At 70.0% G+C, this 17,231-nt stretch carries 10 protein-coding genes; 6 read left to right on the top strand and 4 right to left on the bottom strand.

Going from position 1 to position 17,231, the window contains the following annotated elements; all coding sequences use genetic code 11:
* Positions 1 to 15 precede the first annotated feature (15 nt).
* The 6 genes from ACFVBH_RS13715 (at position 16) to ACFVBH_RS13690 (ending at position 7,857) form a co-directional block, all read left to right on the top strand.
* Positions 16 to 1,404: a glutamate-1-semialdehyde 2,1-aminomutase gene (locus ACFVBH_RS13715; protein WP_379001939.1), complete on the top strand. Its 1,389-nt coding sequence runs from the start codon at positions 16 to 18 to the stop codon at positions 1,402 to 1,404.
* Complete coding sequence (locus ACFVBH_RS13710; RefSeq protein ID WP_379001937.1) at positions 1,401 to 2,582, top strand: glycosyltransferase; 1,182 nt, start codon at positions 1,401 to 1,403, stop codon at positions 2,580 to 2,582. The genes ACFVBH_RS13715 and ACFVBH_RS13710 overlap by 4 nt, the downstream gene beginning before the upstream one ends.
* 219 nt (positions 2,583 to 2,801) lie before the next feature.
* Positions 2,802 to 4,229, top strand: a complete 1,428-nt coding sequence (eat, locus tag ACFVBH_RS13705; protein WP_379001935.1) for an ethanolamine permease — start codon at positions 2,802 to 2,804, stop codon at positions 4,227 to 4,229.
* Positions 4,226 to 5,638 (top strand): ethanolamine ammonia-lyase subunit EutB, encoded by a 1,413-nt coding sequence (locus ACFVBH_RS13700; RefSeq protein WP_379001933.1) that lies wholly within the window; start codon positions 4,226 to 4,228, stop codon positions 5,636 to 5,638. The genes eat and ACFVBH_RS13700 overlap by 4 nt, the downstream gene beginning before the upstream one ends.
* Positions 5,635 to 6,498, top strand: a complete 864-nt coding sequence (gene eutC, locus ACFVBH_RS13695) for an ethanolamine ammonia-lyase subunit EutC (RefSeq protein ID WP_379001931.1) — start codon at positions 5,635 to 5,637, stop codon at positions 6,496 to 6,498. Before ACFVBH_RS13700 ends, eutC begins: the two co-directional genes overlap by 4 nt.
* A gap of 201 nt (positions 6,499 to 6,699) precedes the next feature.
* Positions 6,700 to 7,857: a lipase family protein gene (locus ACFVBH_RS13690; RefSeq protein WP_354987504.1), complete on the top strand. Its 1,158-nt coding sequence runs from the start codon at positions 6,700 to 6,702 to the stop codon at positions 7,855 to 7,857.
* A gap of 149 nt (positions 7,858 to 8,006) precedes the next feature.
* On the opposite strand, the gene ACFVBH_RS13685 is transcribed toward ACFVBH_RS13690, so the two are convergent.
* The 4 genes from ACFVBH_RS13685 to ACFVBH_RS13670 all read right to left on the bottom strand — a co-directional run bounded on the left by ACFVBH_RS13685 (position 8,007) and on the right by ACFVBH_RS13670 (position 17,018).
* Positions 8,007 to 8,879: a class I SAM-dependent methyltransferase gene (locus ACFVBH_RS13685; protein WP_379001929.1), complete on the bottom strand. Its 873-nt coding sequence runs from the start codon at positions 8,877 to 8,879 to the stop codon at positions 8,007 to 8,009.
* Between the two features lie 144 nt (positions 8,880 to 9,023).
* Positions 9,024 to 9,863 (bottom strand): hypothetical protein, encoded by an 840-nt coding sequence (locus tag ACFVBH_RS13680; RefSeq protein WP_379001927.1) that lies wholly within the window; start codon positions 9,861 to 9,863, stop codon positions 9,024 to 9,026.
* The gene (locus ACFVBH_RS13675) at positions 9,853 to 11,589 is read right to left on the bottom strand and encodes a sulfite reductase flavoprotein subunit alpha (RefSeq protein ID WP_379001925.1); all 1,737 of its coding nucleotides are present in this window, start codon (positions 11,587 to 11,589) and stop codon (positions 9,853 to 9,855) included. Before ACFVBH_RS13675 ends, ACFVBH_RS13680 begins: the two co-directional genes overlap by 11 nt.
* Positions 11,590 to 11,600: 11 nt before the next feature.
* Positions 11,601 to 17,018 (bottom strand): glutamate synthase-related protein, encoded by a 5,418-nt coding sequence (locus ACFVBH_RS13670; protein WP_379001923.1) that lies wholly within the window; start codon positions 17,016 to 17,018, stop codon positions 11,601 to 11,603.
* Positions 17,019 to 17,231: the final 213 nt, after the last annotated feature.

Here is a 17,231-nt window from a genome sequence, read left to right as displayed (position 1 = left end):
GAAAGGCACGCACCGATGATCACTTCCTCCGGCCCGCCCGCGCCGGAGCGGACGCCCGCTTCGAGCCCGTCGTACGCGCACCTCGCCGCCAGCGCCGCCGCCCGCGCCCGGCTGCACGAACTGGTGCCCGGCGGCGCGCACACCTATGCGCGCGGGGACGATCAGTACCCCGAGGCGATGGCCCCGGTGCTGGTGCGCGGCAACGGGTGCCGGGTACAGGACGTCGACGGTCACGAGTACATCGAGTACGGCATGGGCCTGCGTTCGGTCACCCTCGGCCACGGGTATCGGCCGGTGGTCGAGGCGGTGTCGGCGGCGATCGCGGACGGGGTCAACTTCTCCCGCCCGACCGAGCTGGAACTGCTTGCCGCCGAGGACTTCCTGAGTCTGGTGCCGGGAGCGGACATGGTGAAGTTCGCCAAGAACGGTTCCGACGTCACCACGGCGGCCGTGCGATTGGCGCGGGCCGCGACCGGTCGCACCACGGTGGCGGTGTGCGATCAGCCGTTCTTCTCCACCGACGACTGGTTCATCGGCACGACCGCGATGAACGGCGGCATCCCCGACACCGGCGACGTCGTTCGTTTCGAGTACGGCGATCTCGAGGCGCTGGCGGTGTTGCTGGCCGGGCACGAGGTGGCCTGCGTGATCATGGAGGCGGCCACTGCGCTGGCCGAACCCGCACCCGGATATCTGGAAGGTGTTCGCGCCCTGTGCGATCGGCACGGCGCACTGCTGATCTTCGATGAGATCATCACCGGGTTCCGCTGGGCGGCCGGTGGCGCCCAAGCGGTGTACGGCGTCACCCCGGATCTCTCGTGCTGGGGCAAGGCGATGGGTAACGGGTTCCCGATCTCGGCCTTGGCGGGCAAGCGCGAGTTCATGGAGCTCGGCGGGTTGCGCACCGAGCGGGCCCGGGTCTTCCTGCTCTCCACCACGCACGGCGCGGAATCGGCCGGGCTGGCGGCGTTCCGGGCGGTGGTGCGGGCCTACGCGACCACCGATCCCATCGGCCGGATGGAACACGCGGGCCGTCGCCTGGCCGACGCCGTCAACGCCGTCGCGGCCGAGGCCGGGATCGCCGGTCACCTGCAGGTGGCGGGCCGCCCGTCCTGCCTGATCTTTCGCACGAACGACGCTTCCGGACAACCCGCACAGGAGTTTCGCACCTTGTTCATGCAGGAGATGCTCGAGCGGGGGGTGCTCGGGCAATCGTTCGTCACCTCCGCCGCACACACCGACGCCGACATCGATCAGACCGCGGCGGCCTGCCGGGCCGCCGCGGTGATCTACCGCAGGGCGCTCGATCAGGGCGGGGTCGACGGGCTGCTGCGCGGTCGCCCCACCGCGCCCGCGATCCGCCGCTTCGCCGCACCGCGGCGCATCGGGCAGGCCGCCGAATGAGCGCGCCGCGGATCGGACTCGTGCACGAACGATTCACCGAGTACGGCGGCTCGGAGGCGGTGGTCGCGGAGTTCACCCGAACCTGGCCCGGCGCAAGGGTTTTCGCGCCCATCGTCGATGTCGCCCGCTCGCCCGCGCCGCCCGCCGACAACCTGGCGATGCCGTGGGGGGACATCGAGGACACCTGGCTCACCCGCGCGCACGCCGCGACCGGCCGCCGATCGCACGCGCCGCTGCTGCCGTTCGCGCCGCGCGCGTTCCGCGGGCTGCCCCTGACCGGCCGGTTCGACGCGGTGGTCGTCAGCCATCACGCCTTCGCGACCCAGGCGGTGTTCGCGACGGACGCGCCGGTGGTGGCGTACGTGCACAGCCCGGCACGCTGGGCCTGGGACAGGGCTTTTCGCGCGCAGGAGGGCGGCGGCCGCGCGGGGCAGCTCGCCCTGACCGGCCTCGGCCACATCGCCCGGCGCGCCGAGCTGCGCGCGGCCCCGCACCTGACCCGGGTGATCGCCAACTCGCACGCGGTCGCCGAGCGGGTGCAGGACTGGTGGGGATTACCCGCGACGGTGGTGAATCCGCCCGTGCGCCTTGATCGCTTCGCCCTCGATCCCACCGTCGAACGGGAGGACTTCTTCTTGTTCGCGGGCCGGCTCGTGCCCTACAAACGTCCGGACCTGGCGATTCGAGCCGCCCGCCGCGCGGGCTGCCGCCTGATGGTGGTCGGGGACGGCCGCTTCCGCCGCCAACTCGAGGAGCTGGCCGGCCCGGAAACCACCTTCCTCGGCGCGGCCCCCGACGAGGTCCTGGTGGACATGTACCGCCGCTGCCGCGCCCTGCTGATGCCCGGGATCGAGGATTTCGGCATAGTCCCCGTGGAAGCGATGGCCTGCGGCACCCCCGTCCTGGCGGTGTCCGAAGGCGGCGCCCTGGACACGGTCCGCCCCGGCGTGACCGGCGAGTACGTGCCCCCCGGCTCCGACGAGGAGGTCGTCGAACACCTGGCCCAGCGGATGACCGGTTTCGACTCGGCGACCTTCGACTCGTCCGTGATTCGAGCCCACGCGGAGTCGTTCGGCCCCGCCTCGTTCCGCGACCGGGTGGCCGCGGTGGTCGCTGACGTCCTGGAGCCCGGGCGGGTGGCCCCTCCCGGCACGGATGCGATGAGCGGAGGACGGTAGCGCCCTGCTGCCCCGCGATCGGCCCGGAATCACTCGATTCCGGGCCGTTCTCGTGTTCGGGGGCGCCGAGTTCGGGGCATGCCGAGCGCGGGACGTAACGCGAGGTAATTTCGGCGGAAGGCGGCGGTGACAATTCAGCAACATCGGTGCGGGAAGTTGGGCGGGTAAACCTTTCTGGGCGTATGCCCAGCTCAGTGTGTGAGGAGTGCGAGTCTCTCTATGACTGCTGCGACCCGGACCGACCTCATCGGCGAAGCCGCCTCCGACGACTATCTGGCCAAGAGAACGCTGCGGAAGGGGTCCGCGGGGTGGGTGCTGCTCGCGGGGCTCGGGGTCAGTTACGTGATCTCGGGGGACTACTCGGGGTGGAATTTCGGACTCGCACAGGGCGGGTTCGGGGGGCTGTTGATCGCCACCGTCCTCATCGCGGGGATGTATCTGGCCATGGTGCTGGGGATGGCGGAGCTGTCGGCCGCACTGCCCGCGGCGGGCGGCGGATACACCTTCGCGCGGCGGGCGCTGGGACCGTGGGGCGGATTCGCCACGGGCGCGGCCATTCTCATCGAGTACGCCATCGCGCCCGCCGCCATCGCCACCTTCATCGGCGGCTACGTCGAATCGCTGAACCTGTTCGGGATCACCGACGGGTGGTGGGTGTACCTGGCGGTGTACGCGCTGTTCATCGGCATCCATCTCGCCGGTGCGGGGGAGGCGCTCAAGGTCATGTGCGCCATCACCGTGGTGGCGCTGGCCGGTCTGGTGATCTTCGCTGTCGCGGCCTGGGGGGAGTTCGAGATCGCCAATCTCACCGATATCCCGGCCGATCCCGACGCGCTGGGCAGTTCCTCGTTCCTGCCGTTCGGTGCGTTCGGGGTCTGGGCCGCCATTCCCTTCGCCATCTGGTTCTTCCTCGCCGTGGAGGGCGTGCCGCTGGCCGCCGAGGAGGCGCGCGAGCCGGAGAAGAACGTGCCGAAGGGCATTATCGCGGCGATGCTGGTGCTGCTGGTGACCGGCGGCGCGGTGCTGCTGCTGTCCACGGGAGCCCTTGGCGCGGAGAAGCTTTCGACCTCCGGCAACCCCCTGGTCGAGGCGCTGGGTGACAGCGGAGCGGCCACCGCGGTCAACTACATCGGGCTGGCCGGTCTGGTCGCGAGCTTCTTCTCCATCGTCTACGCGTACTCGCGGCAGACCTTCGCGCTCTCGCGAGCCGGATACCTGCCCAAGTCGCTGTCGGTGACCAACCGGCGCAAGGCGCCGATGCTCGCGCTCATCGTGCCGGGCGTCATCGGCTTCGGCCTGTCGCTGACCGGCGAGGGCGCGATGCTGTTGAACATGGCGGTCTTCGGCGCCGCCCTGAGCTACGTGCTCATGATGGTGAGCCACATCGTGCTCCGGGTGCGCGAGCCGGGCATGCGCCGGCCGTACCGCACCCCCGGCGGCGTCGCGACCACCGGTTTCGCGCTGATCGTGGCGTGCGTGTCGGTGGTGGCGACCTTCCTGGTCGACCCGGTCGCGGCCGGCTGGACCCTGGCCGCCTTCTGCGCCTTCCTGCTCTATTTCGGCCTGTACAGCCGGCACCGCCTGGTCGCCAACTCACCCGACGAGGAGTTCGCCGTGCTGGCGCGCGCCGAACAGGAGCTCGAATGACGCGCTACCACCAGATGATCGGCGGCGCCTCCTATACCTTCGACGGTCTGGTCGACCTGCTGGCCAAGGCCACACCCCGGCGCAGCGGCGACGAACTCGCCGGTTGCGCCGCGGGATCGGATGCCGAACGCGCGGCCGCGCAATGGGCGCTGGCGGAGGTGCCGCTGCCCGCTTTCCTGAACGATCCGGTGGTGCCGTACGAAACCGACGAGGTCACCCGGCTCATCATCGACACCCATGATCGCCGGGCCTTCCAGGCCGTCTCCCACCTCACGGTGGGCGGCCTGCGGGACTGGCTGCTGCACGTGGCCGCCGCCCCGGGCGCGGCCGCGACCCTGGCCGCGGTCGCGCCCGGGCTCACCCCCGAAATGGTCGCCGCGGTCAGCAAACTCATGCGCAATCAGGATCTGATCGCCGTCGCCAAGGCCGTGGAGGTGCGGGCCGGATTCCGCACCACCGTCGGGTTGCCCGGCACCCTGGCCACCCGGCTCCAGCCCAACCATCCCACCGACGATCCGCGCGGCATCGCCGCGGCGGTGCTGGACGGGCTGTTGCTCGGCTGCGGCGACGCGGTGATCGGCATCAATCCGGCCACCGATTCACCCAGGGCCACGGCGGATCTGCTGCACCTGCTCGACGAGGTGCGCCGCCGCTTCGACATTCCCACCCAGTCCTGCGTGCTCTCCCACGTCACCACGACCCTGGGATTGATCGAGGCCGGTGCGCCGGTGGACCTGGTCTTCCAATCCGTCGCTGGCACCGAGGGCGCGAATTCGGGCTTCGGCGTGAACATCTCGCTGCTGCGCGAAGCCAACGAGGCGGGACGGTCATTGCGCCGCGGAACCGTCGGCGACAACGTCATGTACTTGGAAACCGGTCAGGGCTCGGCGCTTTCGGCCGGTGCGCACCTGGGCGTCGGCGGCCGTCCGGTGGATCAGCAGACCCTCGAGGCGCGGGCCTACGCCGTGGCCCGGGACCTGGATCCGTTGCTGGTCAATACCGTTGTCGGGTTCATCGGTCCCGAATATCTGTACGACGGCAAGCAGATCATTCGCGCGGGGCTCGAGGATCACTTCTGCGGCAAGCTGCTGGGCCTGCCCATGGGCGTGGACGTCTGCTACACCAATCACGCCGAAGCCGACCAGGACGATATGGACACCCTGCTCACCCTGCTGGGTGCGGCCGGGTGCGCGTTCGTCATCGCGGTGCCGGGTGCGGACGACGTCATGCTCGGCTACCAGAGCCTGGCCTATCACGACGCCCTCTACGCTCGAAAAGTATTGGGGCTCAAACCCGCTCCGGAGTTCGCGGCCTGGCTGGAGCGGCTCGGGATGCTGGACTCGAACGGCCGGGTGCTGCCGATCGAGCCGCTCTCCTCGCCCCTGCACACGCTGGCCATTGCGGGATGAGCGGGACGAGACCCGTGCCGGGAGTGGAATCGGTTGCCGCCCAAGCATTCTGGGATGGCCTGCGACGCAGCACGCAGGCCCGCATCGGGCTCGGCCGGGCGGGCGACGCGCTGCCGACCGCGGAGGTGCTGGAATTCCGGGCCGCGCACGCCGCCGCCCGCGACGCCGTGCACAACCCGCTCGACGTGCCGGGCCTGATGGCGCGGGTGCGCGCGCTCGGACTCGGGGAGCCGGTGCACGTCGCCAGCCGGGCCGTTGATCGCTCGCAGTACCTGCGCAGGCCGGATCTGGGTCGTCTGCCCGCGGAAAGCACTACCGGAGAGGGGCTTTCGGGCATCGAATCGACCGGCGCGGACGTCGGGGTCGTCCTCGCGGACGGCCTGTCCCCGCGTGCCCTCACCGATCACGGCGCGCCCATGCTGCTGGCGCTCGCCGCGGAGCTGGGTGACCGCTACACCCTCGCGCCGCCGGTCATCGCCACCCAGGCCCGGGTGGCGCTGGGCGACCACATCGGGCACGCCCTCGGGGTGCGAACGCTGCTGGTGCTCATCGGCGAACGTCCCGGGCTGTCGGTCGCGGACAGTCTCGGCATCTACCTCACCCACCTGCCCCGGCCCGGCCGCGCCGATTCCGAGCGCAACTGCATCTCCAATATCCATCCGCCGGAGGGGCTCGGCTACGCGCGGGCCGCGCGGGTAGCCTGCGGTCTGATCGAGGGTGCGCGCCGGATCGGGCGGTCGGGAGTGGAGTTGAAGGACACCTCCGACGATGCGGAACTCGCCGAGCGGGACGCGATGGTGCTGGAGCCCGGCGCAAGCCCCAACAGTCGTTGTGCAGCCGACCAAACGATCTTGAGCTAGATTGTGAAACTGACAGATTCACATTTTCGATTCGTGCTGTAGACGCAGGGCACGCAATAGTCGGTGTGATTCACAGTTCAGAAGTGCCGGTCCGTACGACGCACTGAGTTCGAGGTGTCGGGGCCGAGGAATCAGCGTTCGATGGCGGCTGACCATACGAGGAAAGTCTTGTTCAGAGTTGCCTTCAGGGCCGCGGTCCTGATGTTGAGTGCGGTCGCTTCCCTGGGAGTGGTGAGCGCGCCCGCGCAAGCCGCCCCGCTGTACCCGACCCCCGATCCCGATGCCTTCTACGCTCAGCCCGCCGACCTGGGAAATTTGAAGCCCGGCGACGTCGTTCGGACCCGCAAGATCGACACCGGTCCGTACGTCGGCACCGAGGGCTGGCAGGTCGCCTTCCGTTCCACCAACTCGCTCGGCGGCCCCGTCATGGGCGTCACCACCGTGCTGTTGCCAGCCGGGGTGGCGAATCCGCCGCTGGTGTCGTACCAGGCGCTGATCAATTCCCTGGGCACGCAGTGCAATCCGTCGCGGTCGCTGTTCAACGGCGAACTGCAGGACGCGCCCGGCGCCATGCTGCCGATCGGCCGGGGCTGGGCGGTCTCGCTGCCCGACTACCTCGGTCCCACCTCCGCCTACGGTGCGGCCAAGCTCAGCGGCATGATGACGCTGGACAGCGTCCGGGCCGTGCAGAAGGCGACCGAACTCGGCCTCGGCTCGTCGCCGGTGGCCATCGCCGGATACTCCGGCGGCGGAATGGCTTCCGCGTGGGCGGCCGCGCTGGCGCCCACCTACGCACCCGAGTTGAAGATCGCCGCGGTCGTGGCCGGCGGCGTCCCCGCCGACCTCGAGGAGATGGCGCTCGCGCTCGGTTTCGCACCGCACCCCGGCTTCGGCCTGGCCTTCGCCGCGGCGATGGGCCTCGAGCGCGAGTACCCGGACCGGCTTCCGGTCTCGGACCAGCTCAACCCCGAGGGTCTGTGGTTCCGGGAGTTCACCCACGACGCGTGCCGCCGGTTCCTGCTGTTCCACGGCGCCTTCCGCAACGCCGAGCAGCTGGCGGCGTCGAAGTCCCTGATGGACAGCCAGGAAGCGCGGGCGGTGCTGCGCGAGAACAGTTTGCGTCACTACCCGGGCGTGCCCACCGCGCCGACCTACCTGTGGCAGGGCCGTTTCGACACCCTGACCTCGTTCGGCCCGGTGGCCGAGGTGGCGGATCGTTACTGCAAGGCGGGTGCGCCGGTCGACTTCCGGCCGTTCGACATCGCGGAGCACATGACCACGGCCGTAGCGGGTTTCGTGGACGCGTGGAACTACGTGGAAGCGCGCTTCCGCAACGATCCGGTGCCGACCAGCTGCTGATCGATCCGATCCGATAGACGATCGGCCGGGACGACCACCCGCGTGCCCCGGGTTCGAAAACCATTCGAACCCGGGGCATTCGCGTGTTCCAGGCCCGTGACCGCGGTCGGCTTACGGTCTTTGCTCGGCTCCTCGGTCCGCGGGCGGCGCTACCGCCGGACGGCGTGCGCGATGCGCCCGGCGAACACGTCGTACTTCGGGTCCGGGTCGAATCCGTAGCGGGACAGGGTTTCCGGCACCGAGGTGTCGACTATGCCGTCGAAGCCCAGTTTTTCGAGTTCGCGGGCCAGCTCGGCGGGTGCGAAGAACGTCTGCCACGGCTCGCCCTGATCGGCAACCCTGGTCAGCACGTCCGCCCCCATCGCGCGGCGTTCGGCGGATCGGGTGGCGGCCGGATCGTTGTAGTCGACGACGAGTTCGGCGTGCGCGTCGAGCCCCGCCGCGAAGGCGAACAGCCGCAGCGTGGCCGCCCTGCTCAGATACATCACCACCCCGAGGCAGACGAAGATCGCCGGCGCCGTCCGGTCGAACCCTTCCGCCCCGAGCGCGTCTCCCAGGTCGTCCCCCTCGAAATCCGCGGCCACGAACGCCACCGACTCCGGCACGCCGATCCCCGCGGCCCGCAACCGTTCTCGCTTCCACGCCTGCGTATCGGGATGGTCCACCTCGAACACCCGCAGCCCCGGATACGGGTTCCGGTACCCGAAGGTGTCCAGCCCCGCCCCCAGGATCACCAGCTGCCGAACCCCCGCCGCGACGGCCGCCCCGATCGCGTCCTCGGCCACCCGGAACCGGACCAGGATCCACGGATGCAACACGTCCGGGATCCAATTCTCCTGCGCAGCCGCCACTTCCCCGTCCGCCACTCCGCAAATGGCTGCCGCCAGCGGATCATCGAAAAGCCGCGCTCCCGAATCCCCCCGATGCGCGGCCCGGATCAAAGCGATCGACAACGCCGTCCGGCTGGCCCGCCCCTGCTCCACGCCGTCCCCCTCGCACCGAGTTAGGTTCGCCCCCACCATATCCGCCCCCGCCCCACCCCATCCCCCGATCGCCGCGGCGAACCATCTCGATTCGGCCGGCGCGGCCCCGCGCCCGCTGTCCGGCCTGCTATTTCAGCCGGCTCGGCTTATCCGCCGAATCCTGACAGCCGATCCGCCGCGCCCTCACGCGCCCGGATCGGGGAGTGAGGCCGCGATCGCTTCCCATGCGCCGTGCAGGTGGGGGCAGATCGAGCCGGTCTGGGTCAGGACCGTCACGCAGCGGTTGTCGTGGTCGTAGAGCTCGAGGGCGGAGGTGACGCCGGTGGGGCCGTGCGAGTGGGTCAGCCAGCACTCGCGGATGTGCAGGGGGCTTACCGCGTAGCGGGCGGCGCCGAACACCACCGACACGTGATCGGGTTCGTGTTCGACCAGGGCGGCGCGGTCGCGATGCAGTTGCAGGCAGCCGCCGCCGGGGACAGCGACGGTGAAGGGCAGTGACAGGTCGGCCAGGTGGGCCAGCAGGTGCGGGAGCACGCGCGGCTCCACGCGGCGCGCGCCGGTGAACGGCAGCACGTGGTAGCGCTCGGTGGTCAGGGCGTCCAGGTGGGTGATCTGGTCGGTGTCCCGCCAATCCAGCTCGGACCAGCGCAGCGGCGTCTCGGGCTCCGGCGGCGCGGCGGGCGCCAGCGCGATCGCCTCGATGAGCATCGGATCGGACCGCGGGGTGAAGTAGGCGCGGTGGGTGCCCGACGCGTCGGCCAGGGTCAGGGCGCGGGGGGTGAGGTGGATGTCGGCGATCCGGCCCGGGTGCAGGCGCAGCGCGATCCGGTCTGCGCCGCAGGACAGCGCCTCGCCCGGAAACGCGGGCGGCAGATACTCGCCGGTGTGGCTGAGCAGGGCCGCGGCGTTCGCGGTCGCGGTGACCACCATCCCGAGGGCGGGCAGTGCCTGGGCGACGACCCGCGCCCCGCCGGCCACCCGGCGGGCGGGGCAGTGTTCGCAGCGGTGGCCGTCAGTACACATCGCGGACGTACCGCTTCTCGCGCTTGAGGGTGTTGACGTAGTCCGCGGCGGCCTCGGCGTCGAATCCGCCGTGCTCACCGACGATCTCGTGCAGCGCCCGGTCCACGTCCTTGGCCATGCGGGTGGCGTCGCCGCACACGTAGAAGTGCCCGCCCTCCTCCAGCCACGCGAACAGGTCCGCACCGTGTTCGCGCATCCGGGACTGCACGTAGATCTTGTCGGCCTGATCCCGCGAGAACGCCAGGTCCAGCCGGTCCAGCAGCCCCGACCCGTGCCAGGCCGTCAGCTCCTCGGCGTAGATGTAGTCGTGCTCGCGATGCTGGTCCCCGAAGAACAGCCAATTGCGCCCGCCCGCACCGCGCTGTTCCCGCTCCTGCAGGAACGCCCGGAACGGCGCGATCCCGGTCCCGGGACCGACCATGATCATCGGCGCGTCGTCCGAACTCGGCACCCGGAAGGACTTGTTGGGCTGCAAGAAGATTCGCGCCTCCCCGCACCGATCGGCGAGATAGGTCGAGCACACGCCGCCGCGATCGCGCCCCGCGTGCTGATACCGCACCCCCGCCACGGTCAGGTGAATGCGCTCGGGATGCGCCAGCGAACTCGAGGAGATCGAATACGCCCGGTGCTGCAGCGGTTTGAGCAGTCCGATGAACTCCTCCAGCGCCAGCACGTCACCCCCGATCCGCAGGATGTCGAGGATGTCCTTGCCGTAGAGCCAGCGGTCGAGCACGTCCTTGACCCCGCCGCGCAGCACGTGCGAGAGCTCCTCGTTCTCCGCGCGGCTCTCCACCTCGCTGAGCAGATCCTTGGCGGGCGTGCTGATCTCGTAGCGACCGCCGAGCAGCACGCTCAGCGGCTCGCCGTCCACGACGGTGTCCGGCGACACCCGGAAGTGCTCCGCGATGGCCGCCACCAGCGCGGGGTTGTTCTCCGGGAACACCGCCAGCGCGTCACCCGCCTCGTACCCGATGCCGCTGTCCGCCAGCGCGAACTCGACGTGCCGAATCTCCTTGCCGGACTTGGTCCCCGACAGCAGCCGGTTCACCGGCAGCTGCGCCACGTACGGATTCTTGCGCGTCCACCCGGACCGCGCGAGGGTGCTGGGCGGCGGCGTCCCGGGCGTGCCGCCCGCCCCGGCCAGGGTCACCAGCGTGGCGACCGCGCCGCGCACCCACTCGGCCGCCGGTGTCTCGTAATCGATGTCGCAGTCGGTCCGCCCCACGACCCGATGCGCCCCGAGCTGTTCCAGCCTGGTGTCGATGAGCTTGCCCGCCTGGCAGTAGCCGTCGTAGCCGGTGTCGCCGAGCGCGAGCACGCCGTAGGCGAGCCCTTCCAGACGCGGCGCTGTCTCCGAAGACAGTGCTTCCCAGAACAATTCGGCATTGTCCGGCATCTCGCCCTCACCGTAGGTGGAGGTGATGACCAGCACGTACTTGAATCCGACCAGCTCGTCGAGCTTGATGTCGTCGAGCCCGCTGACCCGCGCGTCGAACCCCTGCGCGGTGGCCGCGGCCGCGGTGTCGGCCGCGAGCCCTTCGGCGTTGCCGGTCTGGCTGCCGTACAAAATGCGCAGAGACGGTCGCGGCGCACCGGTTTCGGTGCTCGCCGGGGCGGCGGCCGGCGCCATGGCGAGCCGGGAGTGCAGGCCGGCCAGGAAGCCGGCGAGCCAGGCGCGCTGGTCCTCGTTGAACGGCGCGTCCTCGGGAATGTAGGCGATCTTCATGTACTCGCTCTTCAGGTGGTCTGCAGGGAAGGACCGGACAGCGCGACGACCGGAATCGCCTTGTGCGCGAACAGTTCCTCGAAGGAGGGCAGGCGGCCGATGCGGTCGATGTTCTTGGCGCTCTGGAACAGGATCCAGCCGTAGGTGCCGGGACTGTCCATCGAGCGCACATTGCGTTCGCTCAGCGCCCGCTTGTAGTCGGTGAGTCGTTTGTCCGCGACCATGACCGCCAGGTCCTCGTCGCTGAACCCGTCGATGGCCTCGCGGGCGTACTTCTGCAACTTCTGGATGAGGAAGAAGTCCTCGGTGAGCACCAGATTGCGCACCGCGGCCCCGATGCGCGGATCCTGTACCGCGGTCACCTCCGGCAGCCGCGACATCGCCAGCTGCTGCGCCATGTTCAGCACCGTGTAGGTGTTGAGCAGCGCGTACATCTCCTCGGTATCGGTGTCGCCGTATCCGGGCACCGCACCGCCGAGCACCGTGCGGGACTCGCGGTAGGACAGCTTGAACTTGCGCACCTGATGCCCGGACAGCGCGGCGGCGAGTTCGTCCAGCAGCTCCCTGCGGGTCTTGGCGGCCAGAATCGCGTCGGCGTCCTGGTACTGCAGCAGTGCGCGCGGCATGGCGTACACCAGGTGCGCGCGGGTGCCCTCCCAGTCCGCGAGCAGCGCCGCGCCGCGCTCGGACCCGGTCGCCTCGACGTGCCATTCCAGCAGCGTGCGCGCGGCCTGCTCGTGGAACGGCGCGTCCGTGATCGGCAGCACCAGCACCGAATCCGCGCTGACCTTCGCGCCCAGCGCGCCTTCGGGGTCGTACTGGTAGAGGAAGCCGCCGCTCATGCCGTTCCCGACGCCCTTGCCGAAGCCGCCGATATTGAGCACCGCGCCGTTGGTCATGTACTCGCACAGGAATTCGCCGACGCCCTCCACGACCGCCGAGGCCCCGGAGTTGCGCACCGCGAACCGGTCACCGGCTTCGCCGTCGACGAACAGCCGTCCGCCCGATGCCCCGAACAGCGCGAAGTTGCCGATGAGCACGCTGCCCCCGGGCGCGGTGGAGCCGCCGCCCGGCGACCGCACGGTGATCACGCCGCCGCAGGCGCTCTTGCCCACGCCGTCGTTGCAGGTTCCGATGTGGGTCAGGCTGATTCCGTCGTTGCAGAACAGCCCGTAGCTCTGGCCGGCCGAGCCGGTGGTGGTGATCTCCACGCTGCCGGGCTGCAGATGTCGCCGGCCGCGGTCGTCGGTCACGACCGCCGCGCCGTCGGCGTCGCCGTGGTTGAGCATGCGCTCGATGTCGATGGCGAGCTGACCGCCGACGCCCTTGTTCCGGTTGGTGAGCGCGACCGGCGGCAGCACCGCACCGTCCAGGCTCAGCGCCGCGAGGAAGGAGTCGTCGATCGCGTAGTCCTTCTCCATGTAAATCGGGTTCTCGACGACGAATTCCGCTGCCACGGCCAGCATTCGGCGCAGGTCCAGGCGTCCGATGGAGGACGGGTGGTCGAGCAGGTGCAGCAGATCGCTGCGCCCGCGCGCCGCCCGCAGCGAGGGCACGCCCAGGGTGGCCAGGATCTCCCGGACCTCGTGCGAGATGTTGAGCAGGTACTGCGCCAGCGCGCGCGGATCACCCTCGAACACTTCGGGATTGGTGGTGAGACCGGCCGGGCACTTGATGTTGCAGTTCTTCGCCATCACGCAGCGCAGCATCATCAGCGCGGTGGTCCCGAATTCGAAACTGTCGGCCCCGAGCAGCGCGGATTTGACCACGTCGCTCGCGGTCTGATGCGCGCCCGAACATCGCAGCACGACCTTCTGTCGAATACCGTTGGCGCACAGCGCCTGATGCACCTCGGCGACGCCGATCTCCGCGGAGCGGCCCGCGTACTTCAGGCTGGTGACCGCGGCCGCGCCGGTGCCGCCGGTGTTGCCCGCGACATTGATGACGTCGGCCCCGGCCTTGGCGACCCCGACCGCGATGGTGCCGATGCCCTCCGAGGACACCAGCTTCACGATCACCCGCACCCGGGCGGCCTTGCAGTCGTGAATGAGCTGGGCCAGATCCTCGATCGAGTAGGTGTCGTGGTGCGGCGGCGGGGACACCAGCTCTACGCCCGGGGTGCCGCCGCGCGCGGCCGCGATCTCGACGGTCACCTTCGGCGCCGGCAACTGGCCGCCCTCACCGGGTTTCGCGCCCTGCCCGATCTTGATCTCGAGTTCGCGCAGCATCGGATCGGCGAGATAGCCCGCCCACACCCCGAAGCGCCCGGAGGCGAACTGCTTGATGCGCGAGCCGCGGATGGTGCCGTAGCGGGTGATGTGCTCGCCGCCCTCACCGCAATTGGACAGTCCGCCCACCATATTGGTGCCGTGCGCTACCGCTTCGTGCGCGGGCGCGACCAGCGCGCCGTGACTCATCGCGCCCGAGGCCAGGGTGGCGGTGATCTCGCTGGCGGGCTGGACCGTGGCTAGCGGAATCGAGGCGGGGGCGGTGTCCACCGCCGCGAGATAGGCCGCCGCTGCGCCGGTGGCACGCACGCGCAGGTGCTCGGCGCTGACCTCTGCCTCGGCGATGTCCGCGCCGAACCGGGCGCGCAGCGACTGTGCCAGGGCCGCGAGCCGGTGCGGGGTGTGGGCCAGCCGCAGGGTGAACACATCACCCTGCTGCTCGCGGGTCAGTCCGCGAACCAGGAACGAATTGTTGCCCGAGCGCGCGAATTGCCCCATCTCGCTGCGGAATTCGTCGGCGGTGCGCACGAAGTTCACATCCGCGGGCAGGGCGAGCACGTCGCGCAGCGCGGCGGGCCGCCGCGTGCGCTCGGCGTTCATGGCCCGCACGAAATTGCGATAGCCCGCCGTGATGTCGAAGCTGTCGATGGCGCGCGGGGTGAGCTCGTCGAAACTGGTGTTGCGGTAGGCATTGTCGTCGAGCCCGAACGCGCCCTCGAGCTGGTTCAGCGGCAGCAGCCGCAGGTGAGCGGGGTCGGCCATCGCCGGATTGTGCGGGCGTGCGGTGTCGTCGAAGGAGATGGCCTCCTCGGTCATGTCGACGAAACCGCGCACCGCGGTGGTGCCGTAGGAGTGCCCGGCCCCCTCCGCGCGCTCCTTGAACAACCCGAGCAGCGGGATGTCCTGCTCGCCGCGCACCGTCCGGGCACGGGCGTGCCAATCCGCCACCGCCGCGGCCAAAGTCGCGAATCCGACGCCCGCCACCGGCGACACCACGTTCGGGAAGTACCTGCGCAGCACCGGATCCGCGGTGTCGAGGTAGTTGGGCTCGAAGAACTCGCCGCCGATGTAGCTCTCGGCGGTGCACAGTCCCACCCGGCCCATGGTCTTCATGAGCGACTTCTCGGCCGCCTTGGCGAACCGGGCGAAGGCGCTGTCGGCGTCGTCGCCGTACTTCTCCTCGGCGCGCATCTGCACCGACAGCGCGTACACCGCGGATGCCCCGAACCCGAGCACCGCGGCGACGTGGTGCGAGGAACACAGCTGCCCGCTCTCGGCGATCACCGAAACCCGCAGGCGCAGACCCTCTTCGATGAGCCGCTGGTTGATGGCCGAGACCACCAGGATGAGCGGCAGCGCGGCGCGTTCGGCCGACACGTGGCGGTCGGTGATGATCGCGATGCCGCCGGTCTCACGGGCGAATTCCTGTACCTGTTCGCAGAGTTCGTCGACCGCGCGCACCAGGGCCGCGGCATTGGCGGCGGGATCGGTGAGATCGGCGCGGTAGCGCATGCCGAAGCGCCGCACCGGCGTATCGCCCTGCTCACGGATCTTGAGCATGTCCCGGTGGTTGAGGATGGGGGAGCGGACCACGATCTGCGGCGCCGCCTGCGCGCCGCTGTTGGGCTTGGCGCCCAGCGCGACCCGCAGGGTCATGCCGTCGGCTTCCCGAATACTGTCCAGCGGCGGATTGGTGACCTGCGCGAAGCGCTGCGAGAAGTACTTGGCCACACCGCCTTCCTGGTCCGAGAGCGCGTTGATGGCCGCGCCGTAGCCCATCGCCGAGATCTTCTCCTGGCCGGTGGCCAGCATGGGATCCATCAGGAACTTGAAGCTCTCCTGATTGAGCGAGTAGGCGACGTAGCGCTGTGGGCGGGTGAGGTCGCCGTCGTATCGCGCGGGGGCGCTCTGGTTCTCGGGCGGGACGGGCGGCAGGTCGGCGATGTTCACCCGGGCGGCGGTCAGCAGGGCCGGGTAGTCGTGGCGGGCCGCCAGCATCTCCAGGGCCGCCGTCGTGCCGTACGCGCGCCCGGCCGCGTGATCGAAGAACAGCATGCCGCCGGCCTCGATGCGCCCGCGCACCAGCACCTGCTCGGGCGGGAAGTACACCTGCCCGGCCTCGGACATGACGCCCAGGTAGTCGGTGGTCTCGACGGTGCGCAGCGGGCGCAGGCCGAGCCGGTCCAGGCGGGCGCCGATGATCACGCCGTCACCGAAGACCAGCGCCGCCGGGCCGTCGTTCTTCTCCTCGTAGAGGCTGAAGTACTCCAGCATGGCGGTGACCCGGGGCGAGAGCGTGGTGTCGTTCTCCCAGGCGGGTGGCATCATGGCCACCACCGCGGTCACCAGGTCGAGGTCGTCCTCGATGACCCGGTTCTGCAGGGTCTGATCCAGGCGGCAGCTGTCGGACTGGCCCGCCGGGCGCACGATGGCGCGGCTGCGGGCGCGGGCGAGCGCGTTCTCCGAGAGCCGGTTCTTCTTGTCAGTGTTGAGCTCGCCGTTGTGAGCCATGAACCGGAACGGTTGCGCCATCGTGGAATCGGGCGCGGTGTTGGTGGAGAACCGCGTATGGAAGAACAGCGAGTGCACCTGCATCCGCGGATCGTTCAGATCCCGGAAGTAGGGAACCACCTCGTGCGAGTTGAGCCTGCCCTTGAGCACCTGGGTGCGGGCGCTGAGCGAGAGCGGGTACAGCCCGCGCAGTTCCGGGCGGGTGTAGGCCACGGCCTCGATCGCCATGAGCGCGTCGTGGATGCGCCGGTCGGAGTCGGCCCGAAAGACCCACTGCCGCACCGGTAGCTGATAGCGAACCGCGGCCGGGCGGACGGCGCTGTCGTCGGTGGGCACGTCGCGGGTCAGCAGGATCTCGAATCCCTGCGCGCGCAGCGCGTTCTCGATGACGGCCTCGGCCTCGGCGGCGCGCTCCGGCTCGGCGGGCAGGAAGAAGTTCCCCACCCCGAACTCTCCGAGTCGCAGGTCTGCCCGTCCCGTGAGCTCGGCGAAGAACCGCAGGGACAGATCGAGATTCACGCCCGCGCCGTCACCGACGCCCTCGGAGGACATGCCCCCGCGGTGCGGCACGGCGCACAGCGCTTCGTGCAGCTTGTGAATGATCTCGTGTGTCTGGACGCCGTCCTTGCGGGTCAGGAACCCGACGCCGCAACTGCTCTTCTCCTGCTCCGGGTCGTACAGTCCAATCACACGAGTTCTCCTCAGCCGGCGCCGCGAACGACGCGCCAACGAACGACATGGTTCACTCGTCCCGCCGGCTCCGCGCACGCTCGCCCCGGCCTTGCCCGGCTTCCGCGCCGGAACCGACAGGACAACGAGCCAGCCTCAAGCGAGGATAGGCTAACCTCAGAAATCGCCCGCGGATAGCTCCTGCGGCGCACGTCACATCCCGAACACGGGGTG

This window comes from Nocardia sp. NPDC057668 (assembly GCF_042799795.1).
In the GTDB taxonomy this organism is placed as follows: Bacteria; Actinomycetota; Actinomycetes; order Mycobacteriales; family Mycobacteriaceae; genus Nocardia.
The sequence above is the reverse complement of the archived record's forward strand: the minus strand, read 5'-3'. Positions and strand labels throughout refer to the sequence as shown.

Excerpts from the sequence above, each read along its gene's own strand:
- ACFVBH_RS13700 (WP_379001933.1), top strand. The coding sequence starts at position 4,226 with ATGACGCGCTACCACCAGATGATCGGCGGCGCCTCCTATACCTTCGAC.
- eat (WP_379001935.1), top strand. The coding sequence starts at position 2,802 with ATGACTGCTGCGACCCGGACCGACCTCATCGGCGAAGCCGCCTCCGAC.
- ACFVBH_RS13710 (WP_379001937.1), top strand. The coding sequence starts at position 1,401 with ATGAGCGCGCCGCGGATCGGACTCGTGCACGAACGATTCACCGAGTAC.
- ACFVBH_RS13680 (WP_379001927.1), bottom strand. The coding sequence starts at position 9,863 with ATGTGTACTGACGGCCACCGCTGCGAACACTGCCCCGCCCGCCGGGTG.
- eutC (WP_379001931.1), top strand. The coding sequence starts at position 5,635 with ATGAGCGGGACGAGACCCGTGCCGGGAGTGGAATCGGTTGCCGCCCAA.
- ACFVBH_RS13675 (WP_379001925.1), bottom strand. The coding sequence starts at position 11,589 with ATGAAGATCGCCTACATTCCCGAGGACGCGCCGTTCAACGAGGACCAG.
- ACFVBH_RS13690 (WP_354987504.1), top strand. The coding sequence starts at position 6,700 with ATGTTGAGTGCGGTCGCTTCCCTGGGAGTGGTGAGCGCGCCCGCGCAA.
- ACFVBH_RS13685 (WP_379001929.1), bottom strand. The coding sequence starts at position 8,879 with ATGGTGGGGGCGAACCTAACTCGGTGCGAGGGGGACGGCGTGGAGCAG.
- ACFVBH_RS13715 (WP_379001939.1), top strand. The coding sequence starts at position 16 with ATGATCACTTCCTCCGGCCCGCCCGCGCCGGAGCGGACGCCCGCTTCG.